The sequence below is a fragment of the Virgibacillus pantothenticus genome, assembly GCF_018075365.1.
Taxonomy (GTDB): domain Bacteria; phylum Bacillota; class Bacilli; order Bacillales; family Amphibacillaceae; genus Virgibacillus; species Virgibacillus pantothenticus.
Window position 1 is genome coordinate 3297721 of record NZ_CP073011.1, and the last position, 21792, is coordinate 3319512.

Genomic DNA, 21792 nt, shown 5'->3' on the forward strand with positions numbered 1-21792 from the left:
CCCGACTCTATCTCGACCACGCCCCTCGAGCACCTCTCCTTTTTCGCTCGTTTTCAAATTCCTACTAATCCCTTCTACTGCCTACAACACTTTTGCCAGAAAATCTTTTGCTCGCTCTGTTGCCGGTTCGTGGAAAAACGCTGTTGGTTCTGCTTCCTCAATTAGTCTCCCTTGATCCAAAAACATAATGCGGTCGGCGACTTCCTTTGCAAAATTCATCTCATGGGTAACTATGATCATCGTCATACCAGTATTAGCTAAATCTTTTATCACTTCGAGCACTTCTTTTACCATTTCTGGATCGAGTGCTGATGTTGGTTCATCAAATAGCATGGTTTCTGGCTCCATAGCTAATGCTCTAGCAATGGCCACACGCTGCTTTTGACCCCCAGATAAACGGTTCGGATATGCTTGTTCTTTATCCGTTAATCCCACTTTTGCTAGCAGTTTTTTTGCTGTTTGGTGTGCTTCTTGCTTGGATATACCTTTTACTTTCTGTGGTGCATAAGCTACATTATCCAGAACCGTCATATGCGGGAATAAGTGAAAATGCTGGAAAACCATTCCGATATGTTTTCGGACAGCTAATTTGTTCCGTTTCGGAGCAGTGATTTCCTGGTCATTAAGCCAAACTTTTCCTTCCGTAGGACTTTCCAATAAGTTTAGGCAACGTAAAAATGTGGATTTACCAGATCCCGATGGACCAATAACAGCAACAACTTCTCCTTGCTTAATGGTTGTAGATATACTATGAAGTACCGTTTGTTTGCCAAATTTTTTGGTTATGTTTTCTGCTTTAATCACTTTGCCGAAGCCTCCGTTCTAGTACTCTACCAAGTTGTGTAAGGATAAAGACCATCACCCAATAAATCAACCCTGCAAATAATAGTGGTTCAAAATTACGGTATAAGTCTGACCCAACTACTTGCGCACGACGCATTAAATCCAAATAGCCGATCGTAGATACAAGTGCGGATTCTTTTGTTAACGTAATGAATTCATTCATCATTGCTGGCAATATATTTTTAAATGCTTGCGGCAAAATGATGTTTGCCATCATGGGACGATAAGGGATACCTAATGCTTCTGCTGCTTCTGTTTGTCCTTTATCAACTGCTTGAATCCCCCCACGAATAATCTCGGAAATATAGGCAGCAGAATTTAACCCAAACGCAAGAACGGCAGATATAAATGCGGATATGTCATAACCTGTTAATTGTGGAACAGCATAGTAAATAATCATTAATTGCAAAATCAGTGGTGTCCCACGGAAAATCGAAGTGTACGCGTCCGCAAAGGGTTTTAGCACCGGAGCTTTGGTTACTTTGCATAAAGCTAATAATGTACCTAAAATAAATCCAATAACAATGGATGTACTGACGAATTTTAATGTTGTCCCAATTCCTTCTAATATAAAAGGAATATAAGGCACGATTTGGCTGAAATCCAAATTCATGCCTTCTCACCTCGCTTTTCTATCTAATGTTGTCGTTAGCCAAATATAAGGTGCCATTAACGCCCCCATGAGGAATTCGGCGATGTAAAATTAATCTAAGCGGAAATAACAACTTCTAAATTTCCCACTATCTCATTACCAGTTATTACGCTTAAAAGCGAGCTACTAAAAGAGTTTTGTGCTTATTGCCATGCTTACTGCATCTCTGATAACCACTTTTCTTCTAATTCTTGCATTTTTCCACTTTTTTCAAATTTAGCTAGTACATCATTTACTTTGTCGACTAAATCACTTCCCTTTGGAAAAGCGATCCCCATTCCTGGTGAGCTTTCTGTAGGATCATCAAAGGATTTTAAATCTTGTTCTTTTGCATAACCGGCCGCAACGGTTTTATCCATATAACCGACATCAATTCGATTAGCATTTAATTCTTGAACGAGAAGCCCTGCTTTATCTACTGCTTTCACTTCAAAATCATATTCTTTAGCTAGTTTTTTTGCTCCTTCTTCCTGAATCGAACCTAGCTGGACGCCGACTGTTTTTCCTTTTAAATCATCGATCGTTTCAATATTAGAGTCTTTGTTTGTTAAAAAGCTTTCTCCTGAACGATGATATTCCGTTGAAAAATCAACATTTTTTTTACGTTCTTCGGTCGCGCTCATGCCTGATAATACCATATCAACCCGATCAGCTTGGAGAGCTCCAACCAATCCGTCAAATTGCATATCTTCTATTTCTAATTCATAGCCTAACTCTTTAGCAATCATTTGACCTAATTCAATGTCAAAACCTTCAAAGTTACCTTCAGGGTCACGCGTTTCAAATGGAGGGAAGTCAGCTGACGTAGCCATTTTCAGTACCTTTTTCTCTTCTCCTGCTTCTCCAGATGCTTTATCATCGCTGCTTCCACAAGCTGTAATTATTCCAGTTACTATGACAAAGAGAACTGCCATGAGGATTTGCTTTTTCAATTTACGTCACTCCATTTTTTATTTTTATAGTTTAAGATTCCTAAATTATTACAATCTGCTAGTCTTCCATTTTTTTAGCATAAATAGCTGTTTTTGAGGCAACTGTTGACTATTTGTATGCTGTAATAAGAAATTTTGTTTTTCTGTTGCAGAAAAACAACATTTCTATTTGAAAACATGAACAAAGGCGCGGGGAATTATCGTCTTTACCATCCTATTTGTATAACCTAAGTAGTAAAGTTGTAGTATTATATTTTCCTTTGGTTAAATTCCTGTTTAATTGCTGTTAAAAGATTTGGGTCTGTAATCACTTCAAAGCCTGTCTGCGCAAGCGCCAATGCTCCATCAGCAATCATCTGATGCCCTTTATCTGTAATGGTCATATCTGCAAACTCTTTGGTGTGCGCTATTAAACCCGGCTTGTCAAATCCGATATACGGATGGATTGCAGGAACAACGTGACTCACGTTTCCCATATCAATCGATCCATAGCTTTGTTTGGCTGGCAATACAGGTTGAGCCGTTATTTGCTCTAAATGCTTCGTAAACGTGTTGGATAACGCCTGATTCGTTACCATGTTGTCATAGCTTAATTCATAGTTGGAAACTTCTAAAGTCGCACCTGTCATTAAGGCAGCACCTTCAGCAATTTTTTTTACTTTTTCTACAACTGCATTTAACGCTTTTCGCTCTTTTGCCCGCACATAAAATTGGGCTACTGCTTTGTCAGGAACGACATTAGCTGCTTCCCCACCATTTGCTATAATTCCATGTATTCGTACATCCGTTGGAAGGTGCTCTCGCAATGCGTTAATGCCATTGAATAGCTGAAGGACGCTATCTAATGCATTGATTCCTTTTTCCGGTGCAGCTGCAGCATGAGCGGTTTTGCCAAAGTAAGCAAATTGGATCGCATCCATCGCAAGGGAGTCACCACTCTCATAGGCTTGATCTCCAGGATGAACAATCATCGCAACATCAATAGAATCAAAAAATCCATTTTCACTCATCGGTACTTTAGCACCGTTTGTCTCTTCAGCTGGCGTGCCTAATACAACGACACTACCTCCTATTTCAGTTAACTGTTTACTTAAAATAATCCCAGCGCCTATACTCATCGTTCCAATGAGATTATGACCACAACCGTGTCCAACTCCGGGCAACGCATCATATTCAGCTAAATATGCAATAGCGGGGCCGGGCTTTCCACTATCAAATACAGCTTTAAAAGCAGTTTTTCTACCAGCAACTCCAGCTTCAATTTCAAATTGATGCTCCTTTAGCAAATTCATTAACAGCTGCATGGATTGGTATTCCTGATCTCCTAACTCTGGATGCTTGTATAAATGATCGCTAATATGACATAAATCACGGTGTATATACTTTAATTCTTCCTTTAATGTCTTCATATAATATTCCCACCTATGTGCATATTTATTTATGTGTACGTATATTTATAACATGATTTGCATTATTATGCAATTATTTTATTTCATTTAAGGTGGAAAATTAAATGAAAGAGAGAGCATAAGATATAAGTAGAGCTTAAATTAATTCGTTTTCAATTATTCCAATAAATGGTAAACAGAATGGAACATTTGACCTAAACTCTTATTTATCTTTATATTTTTTCTCACAGAAATAAGGGAAGGGCTTACAGTAACCCACATTCTGGGAAAATAAAAGGACATCACCTATTTTAACGGTTGAATAAGTGATGCCCTTTTAATCGAATATGACTGAATTGGCGGTTATTTCGTTATCCCCAAGCACCTCATTTTATGCTTTCCTATACAACAAAAAAGAGGGGTTGCCCCCCTCTTTTAGTATGCTTTTGCCCAGTATACCAATTCCTTCGCTTTTTTCCCGCAGCATACGCAAGTATCCGCCACTTTTTCTTGTTCAAACGGGATACAGCGAGACGTCGCTAGTGTATCTTCCTTAATTTTTTCTTCACATGCTAGATCGCCGCACCACATTGCTTTAATAAAGCCTGTTTGCTCTTCCAAGATGGTTGCAAACTCATCCATGTTTGTTGCGACATTTGTTTTTTCCAGTAGATGAGCTTTTGCGCGATTGTATAAATTCGTTTGCACTTCCTCAAGCAAAGCAGGTAAGCGCGTTGGCAATTCAGCTAATGTAACAAATTCCTTTTCACCTGTATCACGACGGACAAGCACAACTTGTTCTTTTTCAATGTCTTTTGGTCCCATTTCAATGCGGACTGGGATACCCTTCATTTCGTACTCGTTAAATTTCCAGCCAGGCATTTTATCACTTGCATCGATGTCTACTCTTACAAGATCCTTTAATTGGTCACGTAAATCATACGCTTTATCCAATACACCTTCCTTATGCTGTGCAATCGGTACGATCATCGCTTGCGTCGGGGCAATGCGAGGTGGAATCACTAAACCGCGGTTATCTCCATGGACCATAATTAAAGCTCCCATGATTCGGGTTGACAATCCCCAAGATGTTTGATGGACAAATTGACTATCGCCGTTTTCATCTAAATACGTAATATCAAATGCTTCCGCAAAACCTGATCCGAAGTGATGAGAAGTTCCAGATTGCAGTGCTTTCCCATCGTGCATAAGGCTTTCGATTGTCAATGTATATTTAGCACCAGCAAATTTTTCCTTATCCGTTTTCCTTCCTTTAAGGACTGGAATAGCTAAATATTTCTCCACAACATCAGCATAAATGCCTAGCATCCGTTCCGTCTCTTGTGAGGCTTCTTCATCTGTTGCATGTGCAGTATGCCCTTCCTGCCAATGGAATTCGGAGGAACGTAAGAATGGTCGTGTCGTTTTTTCCCAACGAACAACATTCCCCCACTGATTATAAAGCTTTGGCAAATCACGGTAAGAATGAATATTTTTAGAGTAATAATCACAGAACAATACTTCTGAAGTAGGACGAACGGCAAGACGTTCTACCAACTCCTCATCTCCGCCATGTGTAACCCAAGCTACTTCAGGAGCAAACCCTTCCACATGATCTTTCTCCTTTTGCAACAGACTCTCTGGAATAAATAACGGAAACGCAACATTCGTGTGACCTGTTTCTTTAAATTTCTTATCTAACACATCGCGAATATTTTCCCATATTGCAAACCCGTACGGTCTAATGATCATCGTTCCGCGAACCTGACCATAATCAACCAGCTCTGCTTGCTTAACGACATCGGTATACCACTGTGCAAAATCATCTTCCATTGCGGTAATTTTTTCTACAAACTGCTTGTTTTTCTTACCCAAAACGAAACACCTCATTTAACTATTTTATATACATTTTCGTAACCAACTCTTCATCTGCTAGGGTAAACTAACTTCGGTCAACCGTATTGAAAAAGTGTGTTAGCGGAAAAAATACGCTGAACTTTTTTATACCCTGCTCCCATTCTGTATCCTGAAATCACTTTGTCCTCAACCAGCAGGGTTTTCATTTCAACAAAGTTCTCTGTAAACATAAAAAATCCTCCATCCGAAAAGGGACCGAGGTTGGTGGTACCACCCTTGTTTGCAAAAAATATTGCACACTCAATTGGATAACGGATTGACCCGCGCTACCTTACAGCATAAAAGCCTTTCTGACAGCGAACTCCAGAGCAGGTTCTAATGTTTGTCTTTGGAAATTTGCACCACCCATTTCCTCTCTAAAAAAGACAGTTCATTATACTAATCTCCATCTACATTTTTATGACATAATTGTACTTACACTATAAAGCTTGCACTAAGGAAAGTCAAGATTTAAAGAACCCGATTACTAGTAAGATGAGCATAAAAAAGGTTGATATATTTACATTTTTCAAAATATAGAGGTAGCAAAATAATTAACCGATGAAACATTTGAATGCAACTACCAATTCGCTAACTCACTTTCAAATGGTCAGTTCCTTCTCATATAAAGCGAATCGGTCTTCGCCATCCTTCTTCATTCCTACAAAAGTATATCCCGCTCGGTCGTAAAAGCTTATTAAATCAGGATTATCTGCAACACAATCCAAACGAAGAACAGAATTTGCACCTACTAATTGTGTTTCAATCCATTCCAGCAACTGTCTTCCAATTTGTTTTCCACGATAATTTTGATGTACAGCAAGCCGGTGGATATACCATGCAGCATCGTCCTTCTCCCCCCACATGAGCACATCCCACTCATTCTGCTCGCATGAAGCAATAAAGGTGCCCGCAATTTGGCCTTCTATTTCTGCAATATACGTGTTACCTGCAAGAATTTCGACTTCCATAGCAGGATCTTCATTTCCAGCTAAAAGAAACCCCCATTGTTTAATCCCTTTATTTTGAAGCCAGCGCGCTGCAGCTTGCAAAATATTTATAATGTCTGTTTTGTCTTTTATCGTCGCCCTTCGAATGGTAAATTCCATGTACATAACCACCTCTTATCATTGGTCCTGAGTAACGTTTTCCCGGTGGCGCTGCTCCAATAAGTTAGAAAAAGCCGAGGGGCAATTTCCCATCTATCACTAAATATTAAACCACTTTAGCTCCTAGTGTGTTTGCAAAATGCTCTAACGCCCATTCGTGTCCTACCTGATTGAAGCTTGCCACAGCATCTTTATGAATAACAATAGCAAAGCCTTTATTATAAGCATCGACAGCTGTATGCAATACGCAAATATCTGTGCAAACACCGATGATATGAAGTTCCTGAATACCACGTTCGCGCAGTTTAATCTCCAAATCTGTACCAGCAAAGGCGCTATACCTTGTTTTATCAAAATAATATACATTTTCCTTAGACTGATGTTCGTGATAAACATCGGCTAGCTTGCCATATAAATTTTTCCCAGATGTGCCAATAATATTATGCGGCGGGAATAAATTTGCCTCTGGATGAAATGGATCGCCTTCTTCGTGTGCATCGATCGCAAACACCACATAATCGCCGTTTTCGATAAATTCTTTGGTCAATGAAACAACTTTGTCTTCAATAGCTTGTCCCGGTGCTCCACATGTCAGTTTACCATCTGTTGCAACAAAATCAATGGTGTAATCCACATTCAAAAGTGCCTTTTTCATCAAACAAACCTTCCTTTCACTTCGTATTAAAATGTTTTACAAAAGGTTATGTTCTTTGATGACGCTATGTAGCACACAAGATACCTTTTAGATAAAATCGTCAAAAGAACAAAACAATCATCATTAGCTTGTTATAACTTTAAAATAAATCTACCACTAAGAACTAACAACCACCTACAATTTGCTATAACTTTAGAATAAAATTACCACTAAGAACCAAGCAATCATAAACAATTGAATGATTATTTTTGCAACTGCGCCACCAAGAAATCCGATTAATGAACCAAACGAAGCCCAAAACGCCTCCTGTACGGTGCGTTGCTGTAATAGTTCGATGATAAACACAGTAAGAAATGGGACGATTAAAATTCCAAATGGTGGGATAATAAACGAACCGACAATCACAGCAACAGCCGCGCCACGCTCGCCCCACTTACTTCCGCCGTATTTCTTGACAAAATAGCTGTTAGCAATAATATCAGCGCCAACCAACAGAAGTGTGATAATTCCCATTGCAATCCAAAACGACAACGTCAATTCATTCGGATTAAGGAAAAAATGATATAAAAGAAATCCGCCCCAAAGCACAAATACAGATGGAATTATCGGGAAAATAATCCCTACAAAGCTTAAAATAAATAAAGCAATAATTAAAATCCAAATAACAATATCCACAATAATATATCCTCCATTAACAACTAGTTTTTACGAAACATACTTGATAATTTCGTTTCCTGCTTCGTTATTATACGGCGATAGTTCTCCATATGTTTCGCTATACTTAAAATTGATAGAAAAATGACAATTAAAGTTGGCTCTAAACCAAAGAAAACATAGGTCGACAGAAGAAAAGAAAGGTACATCACTAAAACACCGATTACTAAATAATCTGTTGTAATAGTAATGACGAGTAAAAGACCAATTCCAATAACCGCAATCTTCCAATCTACAGCAAGTAAAATTCCTACAAGCGAAGCTGTTCCTTTTCCTCCGCTAAATTTCATCGTGATTGGATAATTATGACCTAAAATGACAAATAATGCCGTAATATAAATAAGTAATATCTGTTCATCGCCACTAATGCCATACATTTTTAATAAATATAAAACAATTAATATCGCAAAGGTACTTTTTAATATATCAAAGAGGGCTACAAATATACCATACTTCCACCCCAATAAAATTGTCGTATTAGATGCTCCAGCATTTTTAACACCAGCATTCTTGATATCCACACGTTTATACATACTTACCAATTGCGAACCATGTAAACATCCAATTAAATAACCAATGATGGAAGCCAGTACCGTAATCATTAGATCCCTCCTTTTTTCTTATTATAACGTAAAAATTGGCAGAGCGTAATGAGATGTTGATTATTTGCAAATGGGTATTCATTTGCTATGCTAGTGATATATTTTATTCGATATCTTATGCATCGTTTCTTAAAAATAGCTTTTTTGACTATTTATCTGAGATATTTTTTTACAGAGAGAGAATAAATATTTCAAACCACTTATTCCCGTTTATCTATCAAATTTTTTGAGCTTTTGTAAAGGATGCTTTGTTGTTTAAAAAACATGATTCTTACGAAAGTTTCTTAAACACAGAGTAATGACGTCAGTATCGTTTTTATTTTGAAGGAGATAGCCTCAGCATGAAAAATATTCAGCGAACATTGCTGCCCTGGTTCATTATTTTAATTGGCCTTATTTTATTATTTGTTATCTATAATATGAAGCAATCCGTGGAGACCGATAAAGAAATGCCAACTGACCTCCATCCGATTGTTAAAGAAAAAAAAGAAACATTGATAAATAAAGCTGCCGCTAACAATATTCAAGTTGTGATTACAGACGGTTTACGAACCGTTAAGGAGCAAAACGAGTTATATGCGCAGGGAAGAGAAACAAGCGGAAGTACGATTACCAATGCAAAAGGCGGAGAATCATATCATAACTATGGCTTAGCAATTGATTATGCGTTAAAAAATAAAGCTGGCGAAGTTATTTGGGACATCAACTCTGACGGTAATGGCAACGGCAAGTCGGATTGGTTTGAGGTAGCATCCATCGCAAAAGATTTAGGCTTCGAATGGGGCGGGGATTGGAAAGCATTTAAAGATTACCCTCATTTGCAAATGACATTTGGATTGAGTATTGCAGAATTACAACGCGGAATCCGACCAGATGAAAAACAGAAATAAAAGCTAGTGAATATGGCGTGCTCTAACAATGCCGGCGTTCTGATTTCAAGGTGTGAGCGGCGCGAGCTGAAGATCCCGCAGGAAAGCCGGTTTTTGCTTTCCGAGGAAGCTGAGGCTGCGCCTCGCGGAAAGCGAAGTATTTTACCATAGCGATGAGGGAATTTTTTTAATGCAAATAAGCCGAACAATCAATTTGTGATTGTTCGGCTTTTGCTATATCGTATTTGCTTATTTCCTAGCCCCTTTTTTTCTTATTCATTAGGAAAATGGATTCCATTTTCCTTCCTCATTTTTTCTGTTAATTGGGCGATTGTTCGGCTTCTCTCTAAATAAGAATCATGCAATTGCCAATTATTCTCACTAACCATTTTGACAAAAGCTTGAATCTCAAATACCATATCCGCTTCGTATTGTTCATTTGCCAACTCATTTATTTGCGTAGTTTTTCTATCATGAAGCTGTAGTTGAGAAATTGGAGCGATCGCATCCATGATCAGTGTTCCATCTTCCCCGTGTATTTCCGATTGCATGAATGCGTTCGTTATTTTAGAACATAGTAACGTAACGATAAACCCATCATATGTAAGTACCATGGTTCCACTTCCGTCAATACCATTTTTCAATAATACCGGATAATATGAAAAATCTTGAGGCTGACCAAATAAATCTATCGCCATGCTTAATGGATAGACACCTAAGTCCATCAACGCACCCCCTGCAAACTGTGGAGAGAACACATTCGGCTCCTCTCCTTCCCTATACTTATCATACCGAGAAGAGTATTGGCCGTATTGGAGCAATGCGCTGCGAATAGCTCCTATGTTAGTTAATTCTTTTTTTAGACGCTGATAATTAGGAGAAAATAAATGGCGAAATCCTTCAAACACAAATACTTGATGTGCTTTAGATAGTTGTGCGATTTCTTGCCATTGCTTGTCGGTAAACACCATTGGTTTTTCACAAAACACATGTTTTCCACTCTGAATTGCTATTTTGATATGGTCTGGATGGAGAATATTTGGTGAAGCAATATATACAAAATCACATTCATCAGCTTCTAACATTTCTTTGATATCTGTATATGCTTTGACAGCACCGTGCTTGTTAGCAAAAGCTTGAGCAGTTTCTAGCTTTCTTGAATAAACCGCCGCTAACTGTGCATCTCCACTTCGATTGGCTGCATCAATAAAAGCTTCTGTGATCCAACTCGTGCCGATCGTACAAAATTTCAATGTACCTCTCCCCTTTACGTGTCTGTTTCTTGGTTGTTATCTTGCCCTTCAGGCATAGGATCTACTTCATGTTTATATGCATATCCTTTGCTTATAGTAACAATAGATAATACTAGTACAAAAATAACTACTACGATAGAAATGATGCTTATGATCATTGCTGTCGACATAACTATACCTCACTTTACGTCCTATTTTCAAACGGTTTTATTATACCGTACATAATTTTCGTATAAATAAGCTCTAGTTGCTGAGCTTTTGCTAAACGGATTGCTCCACCATGCAAATGGTCTAGTTCAAGGGGTAAACCTTTCCGTAAATCTTGATGCATCGATGAAGTAGCTTGTGCATCAAATTGTTCCATTTTGGTTATTGCTTCTGTGACGTCTTTATCTGTAAGGTTCACATCATACTTTCCTGCTAATTCCCTCATTTCTTGTAAAAGGTGGATAGCGATCTGGAAGGTTTCTTTGTGTTTACGAATTTCACCAATTGGCAGTTGTACGGCTGTTGTAATCCCAGAAAAAGCATTGATAAACATATACTTTTTCCATAGCTCATACATAATGTTAGCTGTCCGCTCCCCCTTCATGACAGCTTTATTACTGAAGGATTCCAATTCCGACGTTACTTTTTCTTGTTCCGTACAAAGCGGTCCAAAAATAAGCTCATGAAAAGCACCAGTATGTACGACATGTCCCTGATTATTTAATGTGGCAATAATAAAGGCGAGACCACCTATTATTTTTTCTTTTCCGAATTCCTGCTGCAATATATGGATATGCTCTATCCCATTTAGTACCGGTAAAACGTAAGCTCCTTTATTTACAAGCGTATGCAATTGCTCCAAGGTTCCATTAAGATGGTACCCTTTAACACTTACCAAGACCACATCTGGGTTCTCGACATCAGCTGGATTTGTTTCCCAGTTAATTTTCTCCCTAAGTACATCGCCATGAGGACTCCGAATAGCCAATCCATGCTTTTGCAACTGTTCAGCCCTTTTTTGACGTACTAAAAAAGTGACCTTTGCACCTGCCTCTTGAAAGCGCAACCCAAAATAACCACCTAGTGCGCCCGCTCCTAATACAACGATATGCATGCTTTTCCCCTCCTTAACATGAATCATACATGGATTTACGAATGGCGTCTACTACAAAAAACACATCCACTTTTTAACTTTACTTCTTAGAAAAACTTGGCTTGTCGCCAAGTCTTATAGCGGAAGCCTTACAGGAGTACCTTACTTTCAGAATAAAGTGGGAAAATTCGAATTACTACATAACCATTATTCTATGGTCTATCGGCTGTTGTAATTTTCAAAAGCGCTGACGATAGCCTTCTTCTTTAAGGATGGGAATTCTGTTTATTTCAGGCTAGTTTTTTTCATAATAATGTTCACACTGCATCTAAGCGAAGGACTACTTGTTACTTTTACCATCACCCGATGTATTTTCACCTTCGTCATCATCCATAACCCCTTTTGTGGAGAGCTTAAACTCCCTTAACGTTTTACCTACTGCTTTACCGAGCTCAGGCAATTTATTAGGACCAAAAATGATTAAAGCTAATATAAGAATTACGATTAAACCAGGCATACCTATATTTGCCATGAGGATTCCTCCTTCTTACAATTAATGGATTGTTCTATTATACTGCTTGAAAATTGCTGTTTCTTTTGACAAGCAACGCAAAGTTGTTGTATTTCATTTATTGTTTGGTACGTTTTTTCACAACAGGGACATTCCTTTGTATAAATCGGTTGTTTTTCTGTTGTAGCGGTTGAGATCATTTTCTTTAGAGAAATAGCATTTTCTGGACAAATATCTTGGCATAATAAACAATTTGAACATTGCTGCGCTACAAGAGTAAAGTTTGTCTCATTGATTTGCAGACAGCTTTTTGGACATAACATTTGACATGCTTTACATAAAGTACATTTGCTTTTGTCTAAATAGATATGAACAAACTGATAATCAGGATAATGTTTTGCTACATCTAAATTTTCATGGTTAAAGCGCCATTTAGCTGGCGTCATTTTTTTGGCAAATTGCTTTAATTCTTTTTCCCAAGTGAACAATAATTCCCTCCGTGTCATGGATTCATGATGAGGAGATGGTGGTTGTTCATTACTGATTGTAAATGGCTTCTCGCCAAGTTGTATTAATAATTGATTCACCTGCTCTAGCGTCTCTTCCCATGCAGCACTCATATACTTTTCCGTACACACAATTGTGGTAATCCCTTTTTTATAATAAACAAGCAATTCGTTCAAAGTAGGTGTATTGTCGCTATCCATAATATATTGTTTATTAATAATGGAACGCCTGGGGAGAAACCCCTCCACTGCTTGTACAGGACAGCTCACAACACATTTTCCACAGTCTATACAGTCTGCAGCATGAATAACTGGCTTTCCGGTCTGTAATTGAATAGCTTCAGTTGGGCAATGAGCTATACATTCCGTACAACTAGAAAGGGGGCTTTTGTAGCGTGAACAATGCGATAAAATTTTATAATCATAGTCCAAACTCTCCAACCAACGAATTAAAAATCCCATTTTAACGCCCCCTTTTATAGATTTAAAAAACCATGTCCTATTTCGCTCGTTTCGTGCAGCTCTTTTACTGCATAATTCGAAACCCTGTCGCAGTTAATATAATTTGTTCAAAATTTCACAAAAAGTAATAGCCAAACCCATTTTATGTTTCCTATGCTCTTTGTTTGACCATGCATTCTTATATTCATTTAGATAAATTTAAGCATGCATTCTGATGTTCTTTTAAGCTAAAGCAAGCATATTACGAGCCTAATAAATAAAATACATAACGGCTTAATCCTTCTGACATTACAAATAAAAGCAGCGTTAGAATCATCAGACGCGTATATAATTTTTTGAAAGTCGATATTGTCAAATATCCAAATAAGGCGATTCCCACAATAGAAATTATCCACCGTGAAGCAATCATCCCTTTATAACTCGCTAGAATGGCTGTTTCTACGGTTTCTCCAATCATGTTTATCTCTTGCATGGAGGTTGGGAACAAAGCAACGCCAATAACTTGCAATGCAACGCCTGAAAGCATGATAATGAAAGCTATGTTTAAAAATTGCTTTGCTTCTAAGTCTTTTTTCTGCTTATATAGGACTGGTGTAAGTAAAGCACCAGCAAGTACCGATCCTAAAATGAATGTTGTGCCATAAAATGACATAAATGTATAAATAGAATTCCAAGGACCAACTAAAGAGTTTGTATATATTGCTGCCATGCAATACACATCCACGAGACCAATAAGACCAGCTCCAAATAGTAGCCAAGGTGAAATTCTTTGCCGATATAGCGCCCAAGCACATGCTACCACAACGATCCCAATAAACATCCCTGTCACTAAAATTTCCCTACTCATCCAGGATGAGCCAATGTTTCTAATTGTGTTAAACGCATTACTAGGTGTTCCTAAGTGAGAAAATGATGCGCCTAAACCAATGATTGACAAGGCAGCAATAACGATTAATGGTACTTTAAAAAGTTGAAATATTTCTTGGTCTGTTTTCTTTTTATGTTTGAACTGAAACATCCACAACATCCATATACTACCAATAGCAGCTTGGATGGCTATCGTAAAAATAAGCAGTGACCAATCATTCATCTTATCTTCCCTCCTTTACTTCTTAATCACCAGATTCGGTTTCGTAATCGTTGAACTTGGTAGTCCCCAAATATCACTATTTGTTCCGTGCTTTTTACGTAATTCATCAATCGGACCAAATTCTATTGCACGCATGGGACATGAAGTAACACATACAGGTTCTTCACCATTTTCCCGTAAATCTATGCAAGTATCACACTTTGTCATTCTTCCCAATTCTTCACTATATTGTGGTGCCTCATAAGGACAGTTCCATTCACAATACTTACAGCCAACACATTTGTCATGATCAATTAATACAACGCCATCTTCTTTCCGCTTATAGATAGCTGTTGTTGGACAGTTCTCCATACATTTTGGCTTATCACAATGATTACAGGAAATGGATAAATGAGCTAATCTAGGATTTGGAAACTCTCCAGTTTCAAAAGAATAGACTCTGCGAAAATTTCTACCTACTTCTAAATCATTTTTATCTTTACAAGAAATGACACAAGTTTTACAACCGATACACTTTGTTACATCTATAAAAAAGCCTACTTGAGTCAATGATTACACCTCCTCATTTGGAAAAATGATACGTTGTTCCCACTTCGCATCTTCAATTAACGGATCACCTTTATACTTTTCTACATGACATATCACGGTGTTCCACCCTGAGGTGCCCAAACCAGTGGCAATAGGAGCTGTCAACATATTATCTGCCCCAGCCTTGTCTACTTCCTCTTTTTCGTCCATTTCTACCCATGCACCATGGGGTAAAGCTACAGTGCCTGGAATTAAAGTTTCTGTCGTTTTAGCTGGGCGTAATGTTTTGCCATATTCATTTGAAAGAAGAACGGTGTCTCCATCTTTAATACCAAGTTCCTTTGCATCTTTTTTACTGATGAAAACGGGATTTGGCATAGCTTCACGCAGCCAAGGTACATTATCAAATGTGCTGTGAGATCTTCTTAAATAATGCGGATTGAAGACTTGGAATGAGTATTTTCCTTTTTTCTTTTTCTTCCAATCTACAAAGGTTGCTTCATAACCTCTCGTTTTTGGCACATATTTTGGAATTGGGGAAACTTCCGTCCAGCCACCTTTCGATTCCTCTGCAATCGTGTTACAGTAGATTTCAAATTTACCACTTGGAGTCTCTAAAGGATGCTTGTCTGGTTTTTCCACAAAATCTTGATAAGCAATATAGCCAAAATTGTCACCAGGTTTTCTTTTTACTTGATAGACTCCCTTTTCTAAAAATTCCCGCAAAGAAATTCTTCCTTTTTGAGGTTTCCCTTTAACTCCCCATTCTTTCATATCCCTTGCCGTAATTTCGACTAGTGGTTCGTAATCTTTTCCATTATCCTTCATGACAGTACTTGAAGCTAGCTCATTAAAAAATGCCTGTTTTTCACTAAATGGATAAAGCTTTTTTGGATCTTTGCCTAACTTTTTCATTAATTCTTTCGCAATCCATACATCACTTTTAGCTTCATACATTGGTTCAACGATATTTGTGTGGGCAATGAGGATTTCTCGATTTCCTACTAAAAGCCCGCCTTCTCGTTCCCACTCTGTCGTTACTGGTAAAACAACATCTGCATATTTCGCATTTGTTGTTAAAGTATAAGCATGGGTAACGACGAATTCTACCTTTCTATGTGCTTTAATTCCTTGTAAAATGGTAGAGCGCGTTTGTAATGTCGCGTTAAACTGATGATAGATTAGCTGTATATTGGCTTTTCGTTCTCCTTCACCTTTTTGGTGAAATTTCCCTTCCAATATAGCTGAAAATATTTCATTATGATTAATTGAGTCAGTAACAGGATTTTCAGGTTGTGGGTAACCATTTATACCTTTATTCACGAGCCAATGACCGCCATTGCCAGATGATCGATGACAGCTAACACCAGTCATTCTCCCGGAGCGTCCCATATGCCCCGTCATAAAACCAAGAGTTGAAAAGGCTTGAACCCATCCCTCCCCATTATTTATCCGAGCTGGCGCCCATCCAGTTAGCAAAGCTACACGCTCTGTTGAACCTATTTTACGTGCTAATTCACGTATTTTTTCAGGCTCTACTCCACAAATATTGGCTGCCCATTCTGGGGTTTTCGGTTGGTTATCATACGTTCCTAATAAATAATCTTTAAAATTATCCTTAGGGTTTGCCCCTTTTGGCATATGTTCCTTATCAAATCCTACCGTACATCGATTTAAAAAGTCCCAATCAATAAGCGGATTACTCTTTGGATCATCCTCATCTAATAATGTATACATCATACCAAAAGCTAGCGCATCGTCTGTTCCTGGTCGAATTGGAATCCAGTCAGCTCCAAAGACTTGGGCCGAGTCTGTATACTTTGGATCGATCGAAATAAATTGCGCTCCCGCCTTTTTAGCTTGCAAATAATTATAGGTCGGGCTACCTGGACTGCTCCATGCTGGATTTACTCCCCATAAAACAATCAGCTGTGAGTTGCGTAAATCTATACGGTCATTAATACCGAGTTCGTCCCATCCCTCTGCCACTCCCATCATAGTTGAGGCCCAAAACCAAGCCCCCCATGATGTCGTACCATAATCTGTTGTACAGCCACCGTTTTCAGACAATACTTTGGTTATTTCTCCAGAACCTGTAGCCCAAAGAGCGTTGTTTCCATGGACTTTAGCTATTCTTTTAATTTCACTTGCAACAATATCAAGAGCTTCATCCCAAGAAATGCGAACCCATTGGTCTTTGCCACGTAATTCTTTCTTTCCTCCCCCAGGTTTCCAGTTTTTTCGTTTCATTGGGTATTTTAGTCGATCAGCGCCGAATACTTGTTGTCGTTGCGACCTCCCTCTTAAACAACCTCTTTGTTGAGGATAATCAGGGCTATCCTCATGTGTATCATCCGTTTTTTGTCTAATTACAATGCTATCTTTCACTAAAACTTTATTCACACAACGTCCACCGCAATTATGCCAACAGGCAGCTGACTTCCATACTTCATTTCCTTCACTAGCGGCAAACACTTTATTCAGCTCGGTTTTTGTTTTCAGACCTCTACTGACAGGTATTGCCGCTGCAGCTGTAACAGCAGCTGACCAGCCAACAAATGCTCTTCTTGACATTTTATAGTTTTTCAGTTTTGACATAAGATCAAACATTTGAACGCTCCTCCCTCATACTTTAATTTTCGTCCATCTCTAAAAGTTCTTCTAAAATGGCAGCATCCATTTTCAAATATGACCTTAGCAGCCTCGCCATCCCAGTAAAAAATCCTGTATGAGCGTTCTCTATCACTTTTTCAGAGAATACAGAAATAAACGCCAATAAATGCTTCTCTAAAAATCTCCTTTGCTCTTTAACTAAAAAAGTGAAATTTGCTTTTGATTTTAGACCATTATTATTCAAACTTTTGAGAGATAGTTCATTTAAATGAAACATAAAATCGAGCTCTAGTCCGACATGGTCTTCTGCTTCTAGATTTTTATGTTCCACTTCATAACCAAAATGAAGATATACATTTCGGACATCTACCGTATTACTTTGAAATAACAAACGATCTTTTCGTACGTAAACAGATTCCCAAGGCGGGGCAGGCAAATCAAACGGTCCTACAAACAATCTTGTATAATCCCAATGTAAATCTTCATAATCTGCATCGTTGTCAATCACATTATGCTTGGATAAATATGCTTTTATTTCTGTTATTCCTCTTTGTATGTCTTCTGATTCTTCAACAAAAGGAAATAAGTCAATAAGTTTTTCTTGTACAAAATAAGCGAGATAATCCCGCGACGGTTCTTCAAGGAAAAAACGTCTTAAAACATCGTAAACAAATTGTCGTGCATAGAACACCTCTGTCATATCTAAGACACCTTCTGAACTCCTCATCTTTCTCCCTCCACACTATCGATATCTGTTTGCTCAAATAGTGATGGTGTTGTCCAATCAACACCTACTTCGCGTACCAACTCTTCATTCATCCTAGCTTCGATAACACTAGAAACGATCGCCAATTCTATGTCATTAGGTTTTAAAAATGGAATAGCACGAACGGGGAACTGAATAAAATCATCGTCATTATCAATAATAAAAGGTTCTCCGATCCTATTTAGTTGGTCCCTCACGTTTTCTTTGTCTTTCCCAAATGCTTTTGCCGTTTTATAAAAATAATCCCTCGTGGAAAAATGATATGTATCATTCATTGGTTGACTATAATTTTGTTGGTAAATTTGCCCTGTAAATTTATTTTCTAAAGAACAATAATGGACCCCAAGACTTAACTCCTTATCAATAGCAAATTCTACTAACTCTAGACATAGGTCCTCACTCTCAGCGACAGCTAAGCCACCTGCATACCAATAATTGTAATAGATATCATAAGGTGGATTTTTTAATGTGAATCCCTTTTCACTAAACGATCGGGAATTAACTAAGGGAAAGCAAAATTCTAATAAATTAATACCAAATATCCCCATTTCATCTAAAGCTAAAAGTAAATCTTTCATTTCTTGTCTTGTTCCAGGAATGACAGGCATTTCTACTAAAACATGAGGTATATACTTTTGAGCTAATTCCACTTTCTTTAAAACTCTTTGTCTTCTTTTGATTGAATCTTCCATTTTGATGCTAATTCGGATTTCATCTAAATCTGCTTTTTGTAACTGTTGTAAGATGTCTTCAGTTAAAAGGTCTCCCGCTGTATATAACCTTGTATAAGTGTTTGGAGATATTTCTTGAGCCAATTGAAAGAAGCTGATTGTCTCCGCTTTAAAAAGCAGTGGTTCTCCGCCAGTTAACGCAAGGTGCTTTAATACATACCCACTTTCTATTAAATAGGCTAACTCTTCATTGGCATCTTTTTGATGATGTAAATAAAATGTGTAATCTTCTTGATTTTTGTTAAAACAAAAATAGCAGTCACGATGACAATTGAGTGTAACAAACGACGTATAGCTTCCAGTTCCTGTTTGGCAAGCTTCACACGCACTTGATAGTTGGTTGATAACAATACTTTTGTCATTATTTCTAAATGTAGCTTGTTTCTTTCTTAACCTCGCTAGACGTTCATTTTTAGTTTCATCATTATTTTGCTCCAACGATAAGCCGAATGACTTTATACTCTCAATTGTATTTTCTTCGATCTCTGCAAAAATCTGCGCGTAATTCCGAAAAGAATCATTTTCGATCATGGAGACATTCTCTTTCGTAATTTTTGTTAGCATCGTATGAGCCTCCTTATTATGTGAAATATTTCACATATAGGTGTAAAAAAATTTCTCTTACACATGTATATTCAAAAGTAAACCTTGAATGAATGGGGAATTCTTTTCAACTCGTTAGATGGAAGAAAAGGTTATTTACTGAGAGTTTATTCCGTATATAAGGTGCTAGAAGACTCCCACTTCAAGAGCCGGAGGTAAAAACAAACAGATCTGAGTGGGCAATAACAGCACCTAAATGCCCGATTCGTTCCTCTACTTGTCTTCCAAATTCACTTGTAGTATGAATAGAGGGGATTTACTCCTAGTCATATGCGGTATAAGGGCGCTATTATCGCCTTTTCTCCATAAAAAGTAGAAGTTTTTAATAGTTTTTCAAACAAGTTGTATGATGCCATTTCTACCACACAACTCTTCTTTGGTCAAGTCCGCTTAGATTACGAAATAGTTTTTACGAACGTGTTGTAGTAAATCAGGAAGGGATTGTAACAAATGAGTATGAATTCTAAAGCGATTACAAGCAACCAAGGTGCATTCTCAAGTGTAAAAACAGTCTCCTTTACGTAGGCTATTGGAAAAATTTAATAATTTACTTACATTCTAACATCTACAAACGTTTTTAGTAAAGTGGAGTTTACTTCGGATTGAGTCAAGTATTTGTGGGAGATTTTTAAAGTCCCTTATTTTGTATGGTTTTAGCTCCAATTTTGGTATCGGTTTCAAGTTTATATCCTTCCGTTCTATTTATGCTTTTTTACTTTTTTAAATTCCTCTCAATCCTTTTAAAGCATCTGTAATTGGTTTTCCAATAGCCTGTTTTAAATAACCTAAATTGTTCCGAGTTGCCTTCTGCAGCACTGTCCTTTAGCTTTTCTACAAAGTGTTCAGGTGACCTTGAATGTCCTTCTTTCTCTTTTGGCCATATTGGACTCTCCTCCGACTTATTGTTGAATCAAGTTTATATGACCTTAATGAATCTGTCCAACTAAGTGTAACCTATCCAAATAACCATCGAGGATACAGATGGAAATACATCAACAACTACTAGATGGTATAGAGGTAAATCAAATGTAAACGATAGAGTATTAATAGAATTTGGAGATGGATTTTACCAAGAGTGGATTGGATTTCATCCTATAAAAATGAAAAAGATGATTCATAAAGATTTGTTATTAAAAAGGATGTACAATGGTCTCGGGGGTACGGACGATGCACTAGAAGCTTTGTTTTATGAAGAGATATATGGAGACAGTATAATGGAACAAGAGTATTTAAAGTCGTTGTAGCATTATAAATGTGCTGTCAAAATAAATCCATCCTTTCTTATCATATATGAACCACACCCCATTTAGCATTGATGAATCAAAAAACTTCTAACCAATTATAAAAAAAGATTAGGATAACGTAACTTTTTTTGACCCCAACAATTCCCAAAACGGAATAGCGATAACAGTAAAAAATATTCGTTTCATTTTACTAATCCCCCTCTTTAAGTTTAAATCTGTTTGTATTTATAACAATAATAAAACTTATCAGATAGTTGCAAAAGTAAAATATTTACTTTTCTTTACGGAAGAATACATTTGATACTAAAAATTCTAGAAAGATTACAAATACAGATAAAGCAATATACATCTTTGTTGATATTATTTCATGGATAAAGCAAGTCAACAAAATCAATAGAAATATTACTTCTAAGATACTTGCCCAAATATTTTTATTCATTTTCCCACCCAATTTTCACCTGATTTTAGCGTATCTTTTTTATCAATCGCTTCATTTCCTTCAATTAGTGAGTTTGTGAATTTCCTTAATGTTCTCTTTTTCGATTACCCTCCCTTCTTTTAATTTTTAATTAGTTTCTTTTTCTTCATATATATGAAAATCCACGATCTCCTTCAAGTTAACAATACCATGAAATATTCATTTAGTATATTGGGAAAATTTCGCGCATTATCGCTTGTGTTATAATTTTCTTTAATTTCATATATATTAATTCAATTTTGTTTATCCTAATTTGATATTAATTT

General features: G+C 37.3%; 22 protein-coding genes and 1 other annotated feature. Of the genes, 2 read left to right on the top strand and 20 right to left on the bottom strand.

Going from position 1 to position 21792, the window contains the following annotated elements; translation table 11 throughout:
* Positions 1-81: 81 nt before the first annotated feature.
* From KBP50_RS15280 to KBP50_RS15320, 10 genes are all read right to left on the bottom strand, one after another.
* A complete protein-coding gene (locus tag KBP50_RS15280; RefSeq protein WP_050351317.1) occupies positions 82-804 on the bottom strand; it encodes an amino acid ABC transporter ATP-binding protein in 723 nt (240 codons plus the stop codon).
* Entirely contained in the window at positions 797-1456 is a 660-nt protein-coding gene (locus KBP50_RS15285) for an amino acid ABC transporter permease (protein ID WP_050351318.1), read from the bottom strand. Before KBP50_RS15285 ends, KBP50_RS15280 begins: the two co-directional genes overlap by 8 nt.
* A 194-nt stretch (positions 1457-1650) precedes the next feature.
* Positions 1651-2409, bottom strand: coding sequence for a transporter substrate-binding domain-containing protein (locus tag KBP50_RS15290; RefSeq protein ID WP_050353431.1), 759 nt, complete (start codon positions 2407-2409; stop codon positions 1651-1653).
* Between the two features lie 266 nt (positions 2410-2675).
* The gene (locus tag KBP50_RS15295; protein ID WP_050351319.1) at positions 2676-3836 is read right to left on the bottom strand and encodes a M20 family metallopeptidase; all 1161 of its coding nucleotides are present in this window, start codon (positions 3834-3836) and stop codon (positions 2676-2678) included.
* A 414-nt stretch (positions 3837-4250) separates the two neighbouring features.
* Positions 4251-5690: a proline--tRNA ligase gene (gene proS / locus KBP50_RS15300; protein WP_050351320.1), complete on the bottom strand. Its 1440-nt coding sequence runs from the start codon at positions 5688-5690 to the stop codon at positions 4251-4253.
* Between the two features lie 77 nt (positions 5691-5767).
* Complete coding sequence (locus tag KBP50_RS22515; protein ID WP_257786687.1) at positions 5768-5902, bottom strand: hypothetical protein; 135 nt, start codon at positions 5900-5902, stop codon at positions 5768-5770.
* Between the two features lie 17 nt (positions 5903-5919).
* Positions 5920-6133 (bottom strand) — a binding site (T-box leader).
* 180 nt (positions 6134-6313) lie between these two features.
* Positions 6314-6820: a GNAT family N-acetyltransferase gene (locus tag KBP50_RS15305; protein WP_050351321.1), complete on the bottom strand. Its 507-nt coding sequence runs from the start codon at positions 6818-6820 to the stop codon at positions 6314-6316.
* A gap of 106 nt (positions 6821-6926) precedes the next feature.
* Positions 6927-7475: a cysteine hydrolase family protein gene (locus tag KBP50_RS15310; RefSeq protein ID WP_050351322.1), complete on the bottom strand. Its 549-nt coding sequence runs from the start codon at positions 7473-7475 to the stop codon at positions 6927-6929.
* Positions 7476-7667: 192 nt separating this feature from the next.
* Complete coding sequence (locus KBP50_RS15315; protein ID WP_072741856.1) at positions 7668-8153, bottom strand: DUF456 domain-containing protein; 486 nt, start codon at positions 8151-8153, stop codon at positions 7668-7670.
* Positions 8154-8173: 20 nt separating this feature from the next.
* A complete protein-coding gene (locus KBP50_RS15320; RefSeq protein WP_050351324.1) occupies positions 8174-8791 on the bottom strand; it encodes a glycerol-3-phosphate acyltransferase in 618 nt (205 codons plus the stop codon).
* Between the two features lie 341 nt (positions 8792-9132).
* Between KBP50_RS15320 and KBP50_RS15325 the strand changes: the two genes are divergently transcribed.
* Entirely contained in the window at positions 9133-9681 is a 549-nt protein-coding gene (locus tag KBP50_RS15325; RefSeq protein WP_050351325.1) for a M15 family metallopeptidase, read from the top strand.
* Between the two features lie 251 nt (positions 9682-9932).
* Here the strand turns inward: KBP50_RS15325 and KBP50_RS15330 are convergent, their stop codons facing one another.
* The 10 genes from KBP50_RS15330 to KBP50_RS15375 all read right to left on the bottom strand — a co-directional run bounded on the left by KBP50_RS15330 (position 9933) and on the right by KBP50_RS15375 (position 19765).
* Complete coding sequence (locus KBP50_RS15330) at positions 9933-10913, bottom strand: Gfo/Idh/MocA family protein (protein WP_050351326.1); 981 nt, start codon at positions 10911-10913, stop codon at positions 9933-9935.
* A 14-nt stretch (positions 10914-10927) separates the two neighbouring features.
* Positions 10928-11083, bottom strand: a complete 156-nt coding sequence (ytzI, locus tag KBP50_RS15335) for a YtzI protein (protein WP_072741853.1) — start codon at positions 11081-11083, stop codon at positions 10928-10930.
* A gap of 14 nt (positions 11084-11097) precedes the next feature.
* On the bottom strand, positions 11098-12015 hold the full coding sequence (locus KBP50_RS15340; protein ID WP_050351327.1) for a ketopantoate reductase family protein: 918 nt from the start codon (positions 12013-12015) through the stop codon (positions 11098-11100).
* 319 nt (positions 12016-12334) lie between these two features.
* Entirely contained in the window at positions 12335-12526 is a 192-nt protein-coding gene (gene tatA / locus KBP50_RS15345; protein ID WP_050351328.1) for a twin-arginine translocase TatA/TatE family subunit, read from the bottom strand.
* A complete protein-coding gene (locus KBP50_RS15350; protein WP_050351329.1) occupies positions 12514-13473 on the bottom strand; it encodes a 4Fe-4S binding protein in 960 nt (319 codons plus the stop codon). Before KBP50_RS15350 ends, tatA begins: the two co-directional genes overlap by 13 nt.
* 241 nt (positions 13474-13714) lie before the next feature.
* Positions 13715-14563, bottom strand: coding sequence for a dimethyl sulfoxide reductase anchor subunit family protein (locus KBP50_RS15355; RefSeq protein WP_050351330.1), 849 nt, complete (start codon positions 14561-14563; stop codon positions 13715-13717).
* A gap of 15 nt (positions 14564-14578) precedes the next feature.
* Complete coding sequence (locus KBP50_RS15360) at positions 14579-15112, bottom strand: DMSO/selenate family reductase complex B subunit (RefSeq protein ID WP_050351331.1); 534 nt, start codon at positions 15110-15112, stop codon at positions 14579-14581.
* Positions 15113-15115: 3 nt separating this feature from the next.
* The gene (locus tag KBP50_RS15365; RefSeq protein ID WP_050351332.1) at positions 15116-17701 is read right to left on the bottom strand and encodes a molybdopterin-dependent oxidoreductase; all 2586 of its coding nucleotides are present in this window, start codon (positions 17699-17701) and stop codon (positions 15116-15118) included.
* A 22-nt stretch (positions 17702-17723) separates the two neighbouring features.
* On the bottom strand, positions 17724-18431 hold the full coding sequence (locus tag KBP50_RS15370) for a TorD/DmsD family molecular chaperone (RefSeq protein ID WP_050351333.1): 708 nt from the start codon (positions 18429-18431) through the stop codon (positions 17724-17726).
* The gene (locus tag KBP50_RS15375; RefSeq protein ID WP_050351334.1) at positions 18428-19765 is read right to left on the bottom strand and encodes a radical SAM protein; all 1338 of its coding nucleotides are present in this window, start codon (positions 19763-19765) and stop codon (positions 18428-18430) included. The genes KBP50_RS15370 and KBP50_RS15375 overlap by 4 nt, the downstream gene beginning before the upstream one ends.
* A gap of 1139 nt (positions 19766-20904) precedes the next feature.
* On the opposite strand from KBP50_RS15375, the gene KBP50_RS15380 reads away from it, so the two are divergent.
* Positions 20905-21048, top strand: a complete 144-nt coding sequence (locus tag KBP50_RS15380) for a hypothetical protein (RefSeq protein WP_157858455.1) — start codon at positions 20905-20907, stop codon at positions 21046-21048.
* Positions 21049-21792 lie beyond the last annotated feature (744 nt).